Origin of the sequence: Streptomyces sp. Ac-502 (assembly GCF_045222935.1) — a bacterium.
GTDB lineage: Bacteria > Actinomycetota > Actinomycetes > Streptomycetales > Streptomycetaceae > Streptomyces > Streptomyces monomycini.
Genome location: NZ_JBHFFO010000005.1, coordinates 12040 through 28150 on the forward strand (window position 1 = coordinate 12040; position 16111 = coordinate 28150).

Consider the following 16111-nt stretch of genomic DNA (forward strand, 5'->3'; position numbering starts at 1 on the left):
TTTTCAGCGTTGCCGCTCCAGGGTGAGGACAGCCCTGGCGATTGACGTCATTCGATTCGGGCTGCAGCGGGCGTGACGGAAGATCCTCCAGGTCTTCAGCCGGGCGACACCACGCTCGACCGGGACTCTTGTGCGGGCGAGCGCGTGATTGACGGTCTTCTGGGTCAGGGTGAGCTCTTGGCGGGGTCGTCGTTTGAACGCCGTGGTCAGCCAGGGGCCGGCTCCTTGGTAGGCGAGGTCGGCCACGAGTGGGACGCCCTGGCGTCCGCAGATCCTGATGATCCGGTGGGTGCGGGCGGCGGTGAGGTCATGGGTTCGGCCCGGCAGAGCGGGCGAGAGCCACAGCAGCCGTCCCGCCGGATCCGTGACCACCTGCACGTTCACTCCGTGACGCCGGTGCCTGGCCGAGTAGTCCGCCTGGCCGTCGCCGACGCGGTCGCACTCGACAAAAGTCCCGTCGAGCAGGGCGAAGCCGGGATCGCTCTCCCGCAGGACCTTGAGCAGGCCCGGCGCACGGACGGCAAGCAGAGTGATGACGGCGCCGACGTAGGCGTGAGCGGTCCCGACGGAGATGCCGAAACCGGCCGAGAGCTGGGCAAGCGTGTCGTGGCGGCGCAGGTACACCAGACCGATCAGGGCACGCTGGTGCGGCGGGAGCTTGCACCGGCGGTCACCTTCGCGGGTGACGATGAGCATCGTGACCCACTCGACCACGGCGTGCGGCAAGTCGAGTGCGGCAGGATAAGGAACCAACGAGGCACCTGCGCTGTTGAGTCGAGACGTCGAACACCTCCCTCAACGGCACGGGTGCCTCGTGCGTTGCGCACCGCCTCGCCAACACCCGATCAGTGGGCAGACTGAAAAGGCTCACTGAGCACTTCACCTGGCGGTTGAGCGAATGAGTGGGCGGGCGCGGTGGTGAGCTGCTTCACGAGGAAGCAGCCTTCCTGCTGGCAACAGGAACTGTTGCCCCGCTGTGTCCTACCAGGCGCGGGCCGCGGGAACGAAGCGCGTACCTCGTGTCACTTTCTCATGTACGGCTGCCCAGGAGCGCCCTGGTGACGAGGAAACAGCTTGGTCGAGTCGTGTCCGATACGCGCCGATCTTTGCTTCTATTTAGCCTACGCTAAACACCGAGCTAAAGTTATTGACGGGGTCGAGTGAGGTGATGTTAGCTTTGTCCAGCACGACGGAGATTCGCTGTTCAGGCTGCGGTTGGGTGTTTTTCTATCCCTGCCCTTACCGAATGATGGGCAAGATGCATTTCACGTGCGCAAACGCGCGGCTCAACGCCGCGAGTCAGGCTATCCACGCCCGGTCCGCGTCAACCAGTGAAACTCCCGTACCCGGCGCCCTTCCATCCTTCTCACCGGTCCGTTCCCCCTGTCATTCGCCATGCTCACGGCCCTTTCCAGCCTGCGAGGCACTGATCAGGGTGATGCGGAGAGTAGTCATGTGCACGATGGAAGTGTAGAGCTTTCCGGAACGGGAAACGCTAATGTCTACATTCTTGGAGGAGAGCAATGGATCCGGTCGCGGGTTTGGCATTTGGCGTAGGGCTGATCATGCTGGGCATGGTGATTCATTACATCAAGAACCAGGTTGCCAGCGGAAGCATCCGGCGCAATTCTGCAATTGGCATCCGGACCAAGGCAACGATGTCTTCGGACAGCGCTTGGGAGGCCGGGCATGCTTCGGCATCTCCGATGCTGATGGTGACATATCTGACCGCCTATGCCGTGGGTGCGGTTACCTTGGCACTCAGTCTGGCGTTGTCGCTGAACAATTCCAGAAACCCGGCTGTCATCATCATCCCATTGATTGGTACCGGATTGGTTCTCGCACTTCTCACGGCAGCCACAGTCAAGGCTAACTCGGCCGCGCGCACAGCCGGCCACTCGAATTAGGTAGTTCAGCACATGCTGAACTACATCACGTGTCGGAAGGGCAGTATGAAGTTCACACCGAGAAACGCAGTCGCCGCAGTAGTGGCCAGCTCTATCCTTGTGGCGGGTGGCGTTACTGCCCAGAGCGCCTTTGCCGACGACGGACGGGGGACTTCTGCGCCGGGCAAGGCGCAGCTCAAGGCAGTGAATGACGCCTCAAAGTACAGTGACAGGGAGCTTCTGCAGTTGTTGCTCGCTGCCCAGGGGCCGATCGCAGATGCACATCCCGAGCTGAAGCAGATGCTTGGGTTCAACCCTTCCAAGCCGCACACCAACGAAGAGGCGCTAGGGAAGATCATAACGGGTTATCTTGCCGCTCACCCCGAATTCCACGAAAAAATGGCGATTCCTTTCCATTCGGGGGATCCGGTCCGTGTTGACACTGCTCTGCGCGACTTCTCGGTGACCTTCATTGATTACATCAAGAAGAACGCCCAACCCGCGAACAGCAGTAGAGCCCAGGCGCAGACTAGAGGCTGGTTCTGGATGGGCGCGAACGTTGCCATCTATGTGAACGCTGTAGGCGCTGCCAACGCTGTCGCGTACACGACTGCTGGAGTTGCCACCAATGCCCTCGCGACCCTCGTGGTCGTTACGTGGTACCTCGAGGATGGCAAGCCGGCCAGTACAGGTATTGAGCGCGACGCGTTTGTCGATGCCCTGACCTCTGCGCTGACGTGAGTCGCGGTCCGGCGACCGTCAAGCAGCACTCTGACGGGCGGACCGCCGCAGGGAGAGGCCATGGTGCGTCGATTCGCTCAGCATCGGTTCTGGTCTCTGCCACTGGCGGCATTCTCTTGGTCGGAGTTCTACTGGCTGGATCGATCTTCTTTTCGCTCCCAAGCAACGTCCTTTCCACGCGCGATGGGGGTTATCTTCGGTCGCTATCAGCGAGGTTTATGCCCCAGAGTTGGGCCTTCTTCACTAAACCTCCGAGCGATCATGAGTTCGTTCCTTACATCGTGTCTGATGGCGGCGTCTCCTACGCGTCGCGACTTCCCAATTCACGCTCGGACAATCTCTACGGGTTGACGCGACGCCAGCGTGCGCAGGGCCCGGAGGTTGCCAGCATGGCGAACCAGGTGCAGACATGGAAAGACTGCGAGGAAGTAAAGGGAGACTGCCCGGCGGTGGTCGCCGGGTCCTCAGCTCCTGTACCTGTCACGAACTCATCTCCGGTGCCAACACTGTGCGGACGTCTGGTACTTGTGGAGTCGGCGCCTGTCCCATGGAAATTCCGCGATAGGTACGAAGGATGGCGCCTCGATAAGAAGGCTGCTCTCGTGGAGGCGAAGTGTTCGCGAGACAACTAGCTGTGCTGCAAAGATCTGTCCGGCACTTCCCAGCCGAGTCACGGGCTCTCGGCATAGGCAGGTCGATAATCGCACTCGCGCAAGCGTCGATCTTGATCTTCACGCCAGCCTCTCATCTCTTCGTTCCGGTGGGCAGTGATGAGATTGAGATTGCATGTTCTACCCCTGTGCAGGCTGCGTCACTGTATTGCCTCGCAGACTCGGCAGACCGGCAACTCCTCAATCTGCTCGTTCTGGCTCTGTTGCTGATTGTCGCGAGCGGCATTCTGCCTCGATACACGACCGTGCTGCATTTCTGGACATCAATTTCCGTCGGACAGTCGATATCACTGCCCGACGGCGGGGACGCTGTTGCGCAGGTCGTCACATTCTTCCTCATTCTCGCTTGCGCCAATGACAGGCGGACCTGGCACTGGCAACGTCCCAGCAGCGAAGAGCACAAGAGGTCAGTCTGGCAGGGTATCGCTTGGGCTGGTTGGTGGGGCGTGCGGGCCCAAGTCGCATACATTTACCTCAACAGCGCCCTGGCGAAATTGCCCGTCGGCCCGTGGGCGGAAGGCAGCGCAACCTATTACGTCGCCCGCATGGAGAACTTCGGGGCGGCTGGCCTGTTCGCCGACCTGTTTCGCTGGGCAACGAGCATCACGCCCATCGCTCTTCTCTCCGCCTGGGGGGCGATGGCGACGGAAACCCTGATCGCGTTCTTCCTATTCCGACGCGGGTCCCGGCAGGTGATGGCTGCGGCGATGAGTGTGTGTCTGCATATTCTGATCATCTTGCAGCTCGGAATTGTATCTTTCGGATTCATCATGGTGGGAGCGGTGTTCTGTGCGGCATCCCGAGGAATCGATGCCCAGACTCCGCAGCTGAAGAGGGTGTTGTCCCGCACTCGCATCCCAGTCGGGAAGATCGCGCACTCGTGCCGACGGTCTCTGATTGGGCAAGTAGCGCCGAAACGGTGACGCTCGGCTCGTAGAGAGCAGCCGGACCAAGCTGCTGACCGCCACCTGTAAGCTAAGCCGACCATCGTTGTGTAATCGGCGGGCCGTCCCCTCTCAGTTCCGGGGGCGGCCCGCCGCGCTATGACATGTCCGTTTCCTGGGACTGTCTATGCCTCTCCCTGCTTCCCCCTGGCGGGCCGACACTCCGAGGAGGCGGGCGGCGGGGGTGAGGGGTGGGGGCAGGTCATCGGCGGCTGGCCGCCGACATGGGTCAGGAGCGCACGGCTGAGTACCTGCTGGCGGCGCGGCTGGAGCAGCTGCACGAGCAGTCCGCCGCCCGGCCCGAGAGGCCCGCGCCGTGGACGGATCGGCTGCCCGGCCTCGCCACGCGCCCGCTGGACGGCGACGCCGGCGGGGCGGTGACCGAATGACCGGCGAGCTGAGCGGCGTCGACCTCGCCCGCCAGGCCCTCGTCGCGGCCCGGGAAGCGTGGCCGCCAAGGACTTGCCGGGCTTCCGGCGGGTGGAGCGGTACAACGAGCCGCAGGTCCGCGGCGTGCTGCCGGGCGGGAACTGGAGGCTGCGGGCGAAGGAGGGACCGTCGTCCCACAGCCGTATCGGCTCCCCGGTCATCGCGTTCCTCGTCTACGACACGTACGTCCGGCCCGTCACACGCCTTCCCTCCCCCAACGGCCGATGGAAGACCACATCGGCGAAGTACGACCTCTTCCAGTCGGACTGACCAAGCAGTCCGGCCCGGCCGCGGCGTCCCTGTTGAGCAGGGGCGCCGCACGTCGTCCGGAGGTCAGGCGCTGGGCTCCGCCTTCGCAGTGTCCTCGCCGGCCGGCGGCACGTCCTGGTCGTCGTCACCCCAGAGCGCGCGGGCGAGGAAGTACAGGGCGACCATCCCGGCGTAGATGAAGGCACCCCAGCCGAAGATCAGCAGGAAGACGTTCGCGTCGCCGCGTGGGGCGCTGTAGGCGACGCCCTGCCCGGTGGTGAACAGCCACGGGAACCAGGCGGAGCGGACGAACCCCGGGTCGGCGTAGCGGCCTCCGCCCCGGCGCCACGCCATCAGCGGGACGTAAGCGAAGCCGACACTGGCCAGGCAGTACATGAAGGCGAAGAAGTCGTTGGCGATGAACCGGTGGCCGTTAGTGATCCCGAGGTAGGCGACCCCGGGCAGGAAGAGCACGGCCGGCACCCCGTAGCCCAGTACCTCGCCGCGGTCTCGAACCTTCGTCACACTCTCCCCCTTATGCTGTCGACGTCGTCGTGGGAACGGTACCGGCCGCGCTCAGCCGGACCCGCCGATCAGCAGCTGCCGTGCGGCCGGAAGCGGCCGGCTACTCGCGGCGCACGTGTTCCTCGGGGGTGGGCACGTGCCGGGTGACGTCGGCTGGCCGCTGAAGTCGACGGTGATCGTGAGCCGCAGGACGCCGTCGTGGCCGGGAGGAGGACGCCATCAGACGGCGGGGTCGGTGATGAGGTACTGCTGCTCGGCGTTGCGTACGCGCCGCTGTTCCCGGGCGCGGCGACGGTGCTGGACGAGGCCGTGCAGCGCGCCGATGACGACGAAGGCGGCGATGGTCAGGACGCAGAGCCAGGCGATCGCGTCTGCTTCGGCCCAGGTGCCGTCGGCCGCGGGCTCGGCATGCGCCTCGATGTACTGGGTGGTGAGGAGCACTTCGGCGACCGTGAAGGGGATCCCGGCGGCACTCCACAAGGCCATCGGGACCCACGGGCTCCACAGCCTTCGCTCGACGGGCAGCCCGAGCCCGCTTCGCACCGCCCGCGCCTGGGCGTCACTGCGGCGTGCCGCCACCCATCCAGCCGCCACGGAGCCGGCGGAGCCTACAACCAGCAGTCCGGCGAGATCTACGAGGACGGGCTGCGCGTCGGGCGGCACCAACCGGGCCGTCGCCATCACCGGGAAGGCCGTCACGATCAAGGCCCCCGCCAACGCCTTCCACTTCGACGACCACACCCGGTCTGCGCCACTGCACCACTGTTTGACGCACCGCACCACCGCCGCGGCCGCGCCCGCCCAGAACACCGCGCACAACACCACTGCCCCCACGGGATGGCTCCCCTCCCTCCGATCACCCTTGATGCCGGCCTCAGCGGATCCCGCTCCCGCGCAGTTGCTCCTTCGAGGCGTTCAGCGCACGCGTCCGAGGTGGATGACGCTGACGCGGACCTGCCGGTCACTGATCTCGTACATGACCCGGTAGGCCCCGACGTGGATGCGCAGCACGTCGGTGCTGCCGAACGCGCCCTCGGGCCGGGGATCGGTAGCGAGGTGGTCGACGGCGGTGAAGACCTGCCGCACGCCCTGCGGGTCGTCCTTGGCGAACCGCTCGGCCTGGGCGAGGGCCTCAGGCTCCCAGATGACCTCGTAGTTCACGCCTCGGTGCCGCCGAAGACACGGCGGTACGCCTCGTCGTGTGAGACGCCGGCGTTCTCGCCGCGGGCCTGGCGGGCGCGGTGGGCGGCCAGCGCCCGCATCTCCTGCAGCTCCAGGGCGTCGGCGGGGCTGACCAGTATGGCGATGGTCTGGCCGTGGTCGGTGATGGCGGCGGGCTCGCGGGTGGCGCTGACCTCGCGCGCGATGGCGCCCAGGCGGGCGCGGGCTTCCACGATCGAGTAGGTCGTCTCCGTCATGACACCACCTTACGGAAGTGTGCACTTCTTGGGTGGTGAACGCGCAGGGCCGCTCGGCAGCAGTGATCACTGACCCTGCGGTGACGCCGTTGGCCAGCTCACTGCGGGCCGGCTGACGGGGCCGCTCACCGGTGACGAGAAGGTGAGCGGCTCTAGAGCAGTGCGCCCAGCGGCCAGACGCGCTCGGCAAGCCGTCCGTGCAGGCGGTTCGCGGCGGTTTCGGCCTCGCTGAGCCAGTCCGCGGCAACCAGCAGCCCGGCGTGCTCGGCGACCTGGCCGGGGGACAGGGCGCAGAAAGGGGCGGCTTGGGCCAGGTCCAGGCCGTCGTCCTCGGCGGGTCCGAGGCGGCCGTCGGGGCGGGTGTGGGCGGCGGTGTACAGGGCCAGGAGCCGGGTGGCGGCGCCCACTTTCTTCTTGCGGAGTTTGCGGTCGCTCAGTGCCTTCTGGGCCCAGCCGGAGATCTTGGAGCGGGTGGTCTTGCCGAAGGCGAACGGGCGGGGCTGCTCGGGCAGCAGCGTGGGGACGGTGAAGGCGGTGGCGTCTTCAGGCCGGGAGGCCAGGGCCTCGGGGATGGTGCCGGGCAGGCGCAGCCAGCCGGCGTCGACCAGCTGCTGCAGCACCGGCTCGGCCTCGTCGTGGAGCCAGCCGGTCAGGTCCTGGCCGGTGACGTTGCCGGTGCCGTCCCGCGCGGCCCGCAGGGCGAGCATGAGCACCGCCAGGCGCACCTCGGCCTGCGGGGACGGGGCGTGGGCGGCGGTGTAGTCGAGCACGGTGCGGGTGTGCGCGGCCTGTGTGCGGGTCAGCAGCCGCTCCACCACCGGCTCGCCGTCTGCCGGGCTGCCGCCGCGGTTCTGGTGCATCTCGCGGGTGGTCTGCACGGCCTGCTCGGCGCGCTGGGCCTCGCGGCGCAGGCCGCCGTCGCCGTTGACGTCGGCCCACAGCGCGAAGGCGCGGGCTTTCCGCTCGTGGAGCTCGGCCAGAAAAGCGAGGTCGGGCTCGGGCCGCTGCTGGTAGGCGCGGAAGGCGTCTCCGAGCTCGATGAGCTCGGTCCGCAGGACCTCGGGCTGAAGGTCGTGCGGCACGGTCCGCTGCGCGATCTTCCCCCACCGCTTGGTCCGCGGTGCGGCGGCGCGGGCCCGGGGGACCGACGCTGGCGTGGTGGCGGCCGGGGAAGACGGAGCCCCGGTCACGGGGGAGGGGCTGAGGTCGGAGAACACCGCGCTCGCCTGCTTGCCTGCCGTTTGGCCAGCAAGTTCCTGATGTGCGGCTGGCGCAGCCGCCGCCTGGTCCGTTCCGGCCGGAGCGGTGCGGGCGGGGGTAGGGCGGTGTCCAGGACGCGGCAGCCGGGGGTGGCGGCCGCGCAGCGCGCGCACATCTCGGCGATCCGCCACAGCCGCTCGGCCCGGTCCGCGTACACCGCCAGGACCACCGGGCCCCCGCACCGCGCCGCCTGCGCCGGCGGCCGCGGCCCGCCGCGGCGTCCGGCGTCGGGATCGGGGGTGTGCCAGGCGCAGTCGGCGGCGCGGCAGGCGCACCACGCCTGGCCGCGCGGTCCGCCGCCCGCCCGGATGTGGGCCAGATGTGTGTTGACGTGTGCGACCGCGGCCTTGCGCCCGGCCGCCGCGCCCTCGGGAAAGCGCTGGTCGGGGCAGGCCGGGCGCGAGCAGGACAGCCGCACCGCACCGGCGGAAGGACGGCCGTAGGGGGACAGACGCACCGTCCACACCCGCCCCGTCACACACCCTTCGGGCCGTGCGCCAGCCTCCGCCACCATGTGCGTACTCCCAGTCGACTTCTTGATCCGTCCCCCGTGGGCGGCCCCATCATCGGGGACGACGGCCACCGCCCGTGGGAAAACGGCACGTCCCGGCCACGTGTTGCCCGGACCGCCGCGTGTCGGCCCGGGGCACAGGCCGCCGTGGCGCCACCTGAAGCAAATATGGGCATAACAGTTAAAGTGGCTGAATGTTTGGGTCGACTGTTGCCGAGCACCTGACCGCCTACCGCCACCGGCTGGGCCTGGAGGCCGACCAGGTCGCGCACACGGCCGGCCTCGCGGCGGAGCGCTACCGGCTCCTGGAAGAGGGCACCGGCTGGCCGGGCACCCGCGCCTTCCACGCCGTGCTCGACGCCCTGCACATCCAGGGCCCCCAACGGGACACCTTCGCCTTCCCCGGCACCCCGCTCGACCCGCTGGAGCAGCAGTTCCTGACCGGCAACAGCAACCAGGTCTGGCTGCACCTGGACCACGGCTGGACCGTGGTGGCCGCCGGCGACGCCGTCCCCGCCACCGCGGTGCCCCTGCCGGAGCCCGGGGACAACTTCCTGCGCTGGCTGCTGTGCGACCCCGGCCTGCCCGGCCGGCTGCTCAACCACGAAGCCCTCGCCGCCGCCGCCCGGCACGCCCTGCACACCGCCGCCGTGGCCGACCCGGACCACCCGGCCCTGCGCACCCTGCGCGAGCAGTTCCCCGACGACGACCAGGACGCCGCTCCCGCCTCCCGCGCCCTGGACCGCACGAACTGGATCTGGCGCACACCCGAAGGCCCCTACCTGGTGTGGCAGGCAATCTCCCTGCGCCCCAGCTTCCGGCCCGACGTCCGCTTCCTCTTCTTCCAGGCGGACGAGAAGGCCTCCGCCCCGTCCCCGACCCGCCCACCACAGGCAGCAGCCGCACCGGCCCCGGCCGACCAGCCGGCAGGAAACTGGCGGGCCGGAGACCCGGTGCTCGCCGGCCTCCTGCTGTGCGGCCACTGCCACCAGACGATGACCGCGCCCGCGGAAACCGCCGCCTACCAGTGCCCGGACCACTGCATCTCCCTGGCCGCCGAACAGGCCACCGACCGCGTCGGCCAGGTCCTCACCGCGCGGCTGTTCACCGAGGAATCGGTACGCAAACTCGCCCTCGCCCAGGAAATGATCCTCGCCGCCGGCATCGACATGGCCCACCCCTGCCCGTCAACGCCCGCCACGCCCTGCACCAATGGCGCCACAGCATGACCGACACCGTGCGCCACGGCTTCGCCACCGAGCAGATCGCCTCCATCACCGTCACCCCCGGCCCGACGCCGACGCCGGAGCTCACGGTCCTGTGGCGCGACAGCACCCGCACCACCGCCTGACAGCGCGCTGCCCTGGTCCCGCCACAGGCCCGTACGGCAGCGGTCCTTCACGACGCGGGGCGCGAAGGACCTGACAGCCGCAGGCCGACTGTTCCTATACGAGCTGGTATTCGACGTGGGTGTGGCCACAGCCGGCGGCCAGGCGGCGCAGGGCGTCCCGCTCGGCGCGGTCGACGGTCAGCGACCACGGCCATCGGGGTGGCGGCCTGCGGGCGGCCAGGGCAGTTCGGCCACGGTGTCCAGGTTTGGCAGGCACCGGGCCGGCGGCCGCTCCGGCTGCAGCGCGCGCACGTGTGGCCTCGGTGAGCCGGGCCGAGGAGGCGGGGAACAGGAACTCACGGGCTGGGTGCGGAACTGCGCTCGGGCAGGTCGAGAAACCGGACGGAGGACTGCGGAGCTGCCGTCGCACCCGCGAGAAGCACGGCATGGCGGCTGGTCAGCGGCCGGCTATCCCTCAAAGGTGACGGCGCCGCGGAAACCGGCTTTGGCTATGCGGGAGCGGCGGTCAGCATGACCGCGTCGCTTGCATCTGACGGGCGTCGGGCAGAGGCCGAGGTGGCCGCATCGAGCCTTACCTTGCCGTGCCGTACTGGGCACGGTAGGCCCATGAAGCTGTACTGCACGACGTGCGGCCAGGACGAGTCCCACCGTTCTCCGCGCGATGATCAGGAACGAGACTGGTTGCGGAAGAAGACGGGGGAGGGATACGTGGACGACTACTGGATCTGTGCCCGGCCCTGGTGCCGCAGGATCCGCAAGTATCTGGACGCGGAGCCCTTCGGCGGCGGGACGGTGCGGATGCCCGTCTTCGACTGAACCGGGTGCCGAGCAGACCTGGTCCGCGCGGGAGAAATCAAGCTGCCCGTGGTCGCGGACCGTTTGCGCTGCTGGCGCATCTGACCGCACCGCGCACGGTTCAGCGTCGGCGGCCGAACAGCCACCAGCCCCGACGTGTACGGCGGCGGGGCGGGCCAGCCGGTCGCGGCGGTGTCGAGGGCCGCGGCTGGGCCGGAAGCGCGGGCTCGGAGACTGCTGCCGTGTCCGGGACGGCCGGACCGGACGAGGTGATCGGTGTTGGCGGGTCGAAGGAGGCTGAAGGCGTCGACACCGTGGTCGTCGGTGGGGCAGCCGGAGGTGAAGCGGCCTGTAGCGGTGCGGCGGGGTACGACGGCACAGACGGGCGTGCCGGGGGCACAGCCTCGGGGGATTCCGTGTCCGGTACGGCCGGGCCAGGCGTGGGCCTCGGTGTCGGCGGGCCGGTGGAGGCTGCTGTCGCCGGGGCCTCCGGTGCCGTCGGTGGTGGGCCCGGAGAGGTGGCGTTTGGCGGCGGCGCGGCCGACTTTGGGGGCCCGCTGGGACGCGGCCTGGTGGCGGGGCGGGGCGTTCGTCCAGGGGCGGGCTTGCGGGTGGCGGTCGCGGTACGGAACTCGTTCAGCGTGCGCTGAGCGAGGGAGAGCGGTGGCGGGCATACCGGTGGACTGCTTTGGCCAGTGGCGGCGTCGTAGGTCCAGTGGGCGAGTTGCCAGTGTTCTTTGGCGAATATCCGCAGCTGGGGGGTGCCGCCCCGCTCGGGTGTCCAGACGTCCCAGGTGCCGACGGCCAGAACGAAGGCGCCGGCTGCGAGCGGGGCGAGGAGACTGTCGTGTTCGGACCAGATGCGTACGGTGAAACCGCGGCCGCCAGCGAGCCGGAGGTAGGGCCGATCCTTGTTGTTGCGCTCCACAGCGATGATGCGGCCGTAGACGGCGACCGGGTGTCTCGGCTTGGGCTGCCCGCCGGTCAGCCGCGCGTGCAGCCGGGCGTAGTCGGCGGTGGTGGGGCCGTGGCAGAACTCGTCCCAGCTCACCGCCTTGTCCTCGCCCGGGCGGCGCACCTTGAACTGGGCGACCACGTCCGGATCGAAGCCGTACTTCTGCAGGAAGCGGACGATGGTGACCGCGCTGCTGATCAGAGGGGGCAGCAGCGGCCCTACCGTGGAGATGTCCACACCGAACCGGCTGCCGCCACCAGCAGCGCCGACGTCGATGTCGGTGTCGGCGGCACCGAGCTGGCTCTGCCAGCCACTACGCTGCGTGGTCCCCGCGTATGCGGGGGTGGTCCCATCCGGGCGCAGAACTTCTTGGCGGCCGTGCACGTGGTCCCCGCGCACGCGGGGGTGGTCCCACGGCGGAACTTGACAGGGAATGGCCCCGGGCGTGGTCCCCGCGCACGCGGGGGTGGTCCCCCGTCGTGACGCAGGAGGACACCCAAGTCGATGTGGTCCCCGCGCACGCGGGGGTGGTCCCGGCACACCCGCTCAGCACAAGATCACCCTCATGTGGTCCCCGCGCACGCGGGGGTGGTCCCAGCCAGCCGACGCCGGCGGCGCCGCCGTTGTAGTGGTCCCCGCGCACGCGGGGGTGGTCCCAGCTCGCGTACGCCATGGACCGGTGGGACAGGGTGGTCCCCGCGCACGCGGGGGTGGTCCTCGCCCGTCCGGCCGCAGCTTGTGATGAGGGGGGTGGTCCCCGCGCACGCGGGGGTGGTCCCGGCCCAGGCCGTGCCGCCCAAGCCCGTCGACCGTGGTCCCCGCGCATGCGGGGGTGGTCCCGAGTCGACGGTGAGGGAGACAACGCCGTTGTCGTGGTCCCCGCGCACGCGGGGGTGGTCCCGTGGAGCGGGCGCTGCGCATGGCGCTGACCGCGTGGTCCCCGCGCACGCGGGGGGTGGTCCCCAGACGTCCAGGGTGACGCTGAGGACGTCGATGTAGTCCCCGCGCATGCGGGGGTGGCCCCCTGCGGCTGGCACCCAAGCAGGTCATGACCCTGTGGTCCCCGCGCACGCGGGGGTGGCCCCATCGGCTCGGCGGCCGAGAAACACGATCTGACGTGGTCCCCGCGCACGCGGGGGTGGTCCCGGTAAGACCGTGCTGACGGACACGCTCACGGCGTGGTCCCCGCGCACGCGGGAGTGGTCCCGTACCGGGCATGACACGCGAAGAGCGACGGCGGTGGTCCCCGCGCACGCGGGGGTGGTCCAAGCGTGCACACGTGCTCGTGCACACGCGTGCAGTGGTCCCCGCGCACGCGGGGGTGGTCCCAAGGCGGGCTGCACGACGACCTGAAGCCCGAAGTGGTCCCCGCGCACGCGGGGGTGGTCCCCGGGCCTGGCTTGCCACAAGAGTCTCGCTCTTGTGGTCCTCGCGCACGCGGGGGTGGTCCCTGATCGCCTGCGACTACCTCAAACGGGACCGGGAGCGGAACGAGCTGGGGTATTTGGTGGTCCCCGCGCACGCGGGGTGGTCCCCGGAATGGCATCGGTCGCCCACGGGAATTCCAGGTGGTCCCCGCGCACGCGCGGGTGGTCCCTTGTCCGGCGCAGGTGCGCGGCCGTATGCCGACGCCATCCTGCCTGCGAGTAGTGGTTGTGAAGGATCACAGCGGCGGCTCGCAGGGCGTGTCGTGCGCCGCTGATGAAGTGCCAAAGGGCGCCCGCAGGACCGTTGAGCCGGCCCCGGTCTGGTCGGCCGACGGCAGTTGATGGGAAGCTGGCCGACATGACGATCACCAGAAAGGCCGGTGCCGCGTAGACGGCCTGGCCGCGTCCGTGCCGAGCTTCCGCGCCGGCGTCGGATGCAAGACGACATCACGACCATCCATGGTCTGTCCTCGGCAGCACTTGCTGAAGTTCGACGGATAGAGCGCCAGAAGAAGTACCTGCGGCCGGGCTCGATCGGGTCGGCCATGGTGCGCTGGCGCAGTTTCGTCCACCAGCCGAACCGTCGCTTGTGGGACTACGAGAGCGGCGGCTGCACGGAATGGGCCTGCTGCGGAGACCCCTGGCAGGCCCGTGAGCACCTCGAAGCAGTGATGCTGTCGATGTCCCGACGACGGGCTCGCGAGCTCCGCAGCCTGGTTGAAGCCCTCGACAGACGCTACTGACGCGAAGCGGACACCACCGCCACAGCTCGGGATCAAGACGTCCAGCACTGCTGCGGAAGTCGGGCAAACCGAGGTGGACGGTGGTGTGCCGCGCGGCGACGTCGCGCATCGTGGTGAGCTTCTGTTCGGCGGCGGCACGGGTATAGGGGGAGGGCCAAATCATCCATGAGCAGCGCACCCACCAGGCCCGTATCCCTGCTGGCATCCTGGAAGGACAGAGGATTCGGCTACGTGAAATCGGCGCTCCCGGGGAGCCCCCGACCGCCAGCGGGGCGTATCACCGAAGCGGTCAACACCCGTCTCGGCTCATGCGAACTTCCCGCTTGTAACGTCGCCAATCGCGTACCCCGGCCGCCAGACGGCAGACTCGACGCAGTCGAAAGGATGAGTTCATGAGCGTACAGCCGGTACACCACGGCGACGGCGGCCCGCCGCCGCTGCCCCGCACCCAGAACGCGGTGGCCGCGGCGCTGCCGCCGGCCGACCGGATGGAGTTCTACCGGGAGATGGGCGAGGCCGACGAGACCGAGCTGCTGGGCGTGCTGCGCCGCTGGTGGCTGCGGGCCCGCCTGTACGCCGACCCGCTGCCGGACGACATCCGTACAGACATCGAGGCCGGCACCGCCCCCGGACACCCGGCCGGTCCCGCGCTGCGCCAGGCCGCCGCCGACCGCGAAACGGGCGCCGGTGAGCGATGACCTCCCCGGCCCCGGCGGGGAGGAAGACGGGGACCGTATCCGGCTTTCGCCCGCCGTCCTGCCGCTGCTGGGCCCGGCCCTGTCGGCGAGCGTGTCCTCGGCGGTGACCAACCTGCTGGCCGAACTGCGCGCCACACCCGTCCCGCCCCTGGCCCAGCCCGTTCCGGGCCGGCCGGGCTGATACTCGGCACCGCTGGCCCGGGACATCGGCCTCGCCGAGTACCACGTCGGCGACACCGAGCCGGGCTCGGACGGCCCCGCCATCTATGTCGCCCGCATCATGATCTCGGACGACTGGCCGGACTTCTGAGCGGCCACGAGTACCTGCGTCAGTGACCAGTCCGCCGACCTTCGCCGTCGCCGCCACCTCGGTCCTGCGCCGTCCCCGGGCCCGGAGCCGTCCCGGACGATACCCCGGCCCCGGTCGAGCAGGGCCGCGCGGAGAAGACAGGCTGCCAGTTCGTGCCGCAGCGCCTTGAGCAGACGGCGTGTGCGGCATCGGGTCAGGCGCTGGCCTCCGGCCGCCCGGTGTCCTCGCCGGCCGCGGACACCGGGCGGGTGGTCGTCAATGCTGGAACCGGCAGGCCGTGGCCGTCCAGCGCCCGGGCACGCTCCCACCCCGGTTCGGCTCGGCGCATCCTTCAGCCGTGGAGGACGAGGGCGGCTCCCAAGAGGGAGACTGCGGCCGAGAGGACCTTGCGTCGCCATCCGGTCGTCTCGCCAAGGAGGATGATGCCGATCAGGACGTGGATGAACGCCGAACTCTGGTAGACGGGCAGGATGACGCCCACAGGCCCCTCGGCCATAGCGACGACCAGACCGTAGTAGCCGGCGGTACCGGCTGTTCCGGCGAGGGCAGCCGGGAGCAGGACGGGCCGGAGGGCTGTGATGCTGATGCCCTTGTTGAGGGAGAAGCTGGTCAGCGTAGTGCCTGCGAAGCCGAGGAAGAGGATGACTGCCGGGTCGAACCAGGCGGTCAGCGCCTTGTCGGTGATGAGGGCCAGTGTGATGGCGACTGTCGAAGCCGCTGCGTAGGCCAGTCCCTTGCGATTGAGCTGTTCACGAGGCAGCTGTGTGAGCGGTATGTAGGCGGCGAGAAGGACGGCCAGTCCGATGCCGTGCGCCGGACTGATCGTCTCGCCGAAGAAGACGATCCCGAAAAGGGCCGCGAGGACGAGCCGGAGCCGGCTGATCGTCGCAGCGACGGACAGCTCAAGGAGCGCGGAACTGCGGAAAGCGCTGACCGAGTAGACGCTCCAGCAGGTGATTGCGGCGAGGATGAGGAACAGAACATCGCTGTTGAGGGCGCTCTTGGGGTGGCCGGGGCCGAGCAAGGCGAGGGCGGCGAAGGGCGCGGTGATCAGAGTGCTGGTGAGTTGGTAGACGAGCAGGAACTCGTCCGCCCGATCGCTGTGCCGCTGGAGGCTCGCGCGCGTGAGGGTGCGGTCGGCGGTATTGAGGGCGATCGCGACGACCAGAGGTATGAGGTAGGGCATGGAGGTGAGGGC

General features: G+C 69.1%; 22 protein-coding genes. 12 read left to right on the forward strand and 10 right to left on the reverse strand.

Annotated features, from left to right (window positions below):
- Positions 1-3 precede the first annotated feature (3 nt).
- On the reverse strand, positions 4-753 hold the full coding sequence (locus tag ACEXOX_RS45645; protein ID WP_406526973.1) for a transposase family protein: 750 nt from the start codon (positions 751-753) through the stop codon (positions 4-6).
- Positions 754-1523: 770 nt separating this feature from the next.
- Between ACEXOX_RS45645 and ACEXOX_RS45650 the strand changes: the two genes are divergently transcribed.
- From ACEXOX_RS45650 to ACEXOX_RS45675, 6 genes are all read left to right on the forward strand, one after another.
- Positions 1524-1907 (forward strand): SdpI family protein, encoded by a 384-nt coding sequence (locus tag ACEXOX_RS45650; protein WP_406526974.1) that lies wholly within the window; start codon positions 1524-1526, stop codon positions 1905-1907.
- A 12-nt stretch (positions 1908-1919) separates the two neighbouring features.
- On the forward strand, positions 1920-2627 hold the full coding sequence (locus ACEXOX_RS45655; RefSeq protein ID WP_406526975.1) for a hypothetical protein: 708 nt from the start codon (positions 1920-1922) through the stop codon (positions 2625-2627).
- 218 nt (positions 2628-2845) lie between these two features.
- Entirely contained in the window at positions 2846-3259 is a 414-nt protein-coding gene (locus ACEXOX_RS45660) for an SdpA family antimicrobial peptide system protein (protein WP_406526976.1), read from the forward strand.
- A 2-nt stretch (positions 3260-3261) separates the two neighbouring features.
- Positions 3262-4221, forward strand: a complete 960-nt coding sequence (locus tag ACEXOX_RS45665; protein ID WP_406527021.1) for a sporulation-delaying protein SdpB family protein — start codon at positions 3262-3264, stop codon at positions 4219-4221.
- Between the two features lie 212 nt (positions 4222-4433).
- Positions 4434-4631: a hypothetical protein gene (locus tag ACEXOX_RS45670; protein WP_406526977.1), complete on the forward strand. Its 198-nt coding sequence runs from the start codon at positions 4434-4436 to the stop codon at positions 4629-4631.
- A 58-nt stretch (positions 4632-4689) separates the two neighbouring features.
- Positions 4690-4941 (forward strand): hypothetical protein, encoded by a 252-nt coding sequence (locus tag ACEXOX_RS45675; protein ID WP_406527024.1) that lies wholly within the window; start codon positions 4690-4692, stop codon positions 4939-4941.
- A gap of 63 nt (positions 4942-5004) precedes the next feature.
- On the opposite strand, the gene ACEXOX_RS45680 is transcribed toward ACEXOX_RS45675, so the two are convergent.
- From ACEXOX_RS45680 to ACEXOX_RS45705, 6 genes are all read right to left on the reverse strand, one after another.
- Positions 5005-5445 (reverse strand): hypothetical protein, encoded by a 441-nt coding sequence (locus tag ACEXOX_RS45680; RefSeq protein ID WP_406526981.1) that lies wholly within the window; start codon positions 5443-5445, stop codon positions 5005-5007.
- 219 nt (positions 5446-5664) lie between these two features.
- A complete protein-coding gene (locus ACEXOX_RS45685) occupies positions 5665-6279 on the reverse strand; it encodes a hypothetical protein (RefSeq protein ID WP_406526982.1) in 615 nt (204 codons plus the stop codon).
- Between the two features lie 81 nt (positions 6280-6360).
- The gene (locus ACEXOX_RS45690) at positions 6361-6606 is read right to left on the reverse strand and encodes a type II toxin-antitoxin system RelE/ParE family toxin (protein ID WP_406526983.1); all 246 of its coding nucleotides are present in this window, start codon (positions 6604-6606) and stop codon (positions 6361-6363) included.
- A complete protein-coding gene (locus ACEXOX_RS45695; RefSeq protein WP_406526984.1) occupies positions 6603-6863 on the reverse strand; it encodes a type II toxin-antitoxin system Phd/YefM family antitoxin in 261 nt (86 codons plus the stop codon). The genes ACEXOX_RS45690 and ACEXOX_RS45695 overlap by 4 nt, the downstream gene beginning before the upstream one ends.
- Before the next feature lie 152 nt (positions 6864-7015).
- The gene (locus tag ACEXOX_RS45700) at positions 7016-8080 is read right to left on the reverse strand and encodes a hypothetical protein (RefSeq protein ID WP_406526985.1); all 1065 of its coding nucleotides are present in this window, start codon (positions 8078-8080) and stop codon (positions 7016-7018) included.
- On the reverse strand, positions 8050-8580 hold the full coding sequence (locus tag ACEXOX_RS45705; protein WP_406526986.1) for a hypothetical protein: 531 nt from the start codon (positions 8578-8580) through the stop codon (positions 8050-8052). The genes ACEXOX_RS45700 and ACEXOX_RS45705 overlap by 31 nt, the downstream gene beginning before the upstream one ends.
- A 248-nt stretch (positions 8581-8828) precedes the next feature.
- Between ACEXOX_RS45705 and ACEXOX_RS45710 the strand changes: the two genes are divergently transcribed.
- Positions 8829-9863 (forward strand): hypothetical protein, encoded by a 1035-nt coding sequence (locus tag ACEXOX_RS45710; protein ID WP_406526987.1) that lies wholly within the window; start codon positions 8829-8831, stop codon positions 9861-9863.
- Positions 9860-9985, forward strand: a complete 126-nt coding sequence (locus ACEXOX_RS45715) for a hypothetical protein (protein ID WP_406526988.1) — start codon at positions 9860-9862, stop codon at positions 9983-9985. Before ACEXOX_RS45710 ends, ACEXOX_RS45715 begins: the two co-directional genes overlap by 4 nt.
- A gap of 94 nt (positions 9986-10079) precedes the next feature.
- Here the strand turns inward: ACEXOX_RS45715 and ACEXOX_RS45720 are convergent, their stop codons facing one another.
- Complete coding sequence (locus ACEXOX_RS45720) at positions 10080-10241, reverse strand: hypothetical protein (protein ID WP_406526989.1); 162 nt, start codon at positions 10239-10241, stop codon at positions 10080-10082.
- 350 nt (positions 10242-10591) lie between these two features.
- Here ACEXOX_RS45720 and ACEXOX_RS45725 point away from each other — a divergent pair, with 350 nt between their 5' ends.
- Positions 10592-10801, forward strand: coding sequence for a hypothetical protein (locus tag ACEXOX_RS45725; RefSeq protein ID WP_406526990.1), 210 nt, complete (start codon positions 10592-10594; stop codon positions 10799-10801).
- A gap of 100 nt (positions 10802-10901) precedes the next feature.
- On the opposite strand, the gene ACEXOX_RS45730 is transcribed toward ACEXOX_RS45725, so the two are convergent.
- Positions 10902-12134: a hypothetical protein gene (locus ACEXOX_RS45730; RefSeq protein WP_406526991.1), complete on the reverse strand. Its 1233-nt coding sequence runs from the start codon at positions 12132-12134 to the stop codon at positions 10902-10904.
- A 1462-nt stretch (positions 12135-13596) separates the two neighbouring features.
- On the opposite strand from ACEXOX_RS45730, the gene ACEXOX_RS45735 reads away from it, so the two are divergent.
- From ACEXOX_RS45735 to ACEXOX_RS45745, 3 genes are all read left to right on the forward strand, one after another.
- A complete protein-coding gene (locus tag ACEXOX_RS45735; RefSeq protein ID WP_406526992.1) occupies positions 13597-13905 on the forward strand; it encodes a hypothetical protein in 309 nt (102 codons plus the stop codon).
- Between the two features lie 392 nt (positions 13906-14297).
- A complete protein-coding gene (locus ACEXOX_RS45740; RefSeq protein ID WP_406526993.1) occupies positions 14298-14603 on the forward strand; it encodes a hypothetical protein in 306 nt (101 codons plus the stop codon).
- A complete protein-coding gene (locus ACEXOX_RS45745; RefSeq protein ID WP_406526994.1) occupies positions 14593-14784 on the forward strand; it encodes a hypothetical protein in 192 nt (63 codons plus the stop codon). Before ACEXOX_RS45740 ends, ACEXOX_RS45745 begins: the two co-directional genes overlap by 11 nt.
- Before the next feature lie 460 nt (positions 14785-15244).
- On the opposite strand, the gene ACEXOX_RS45750 is transcribed toward ACEXOX_RS45745, so the two are convergent.
- Complete coding sequence (locus ACEXOX_RS45750) at positions 15245-16099, reverse strand: EamA family transporter (protein ID WP_406526995.1); 855 nt, start codon at positions 16097-16099, stop codon at positions 15245-15247.
- Positions 16100-16111: the final 12 nt, after the last annotated feature.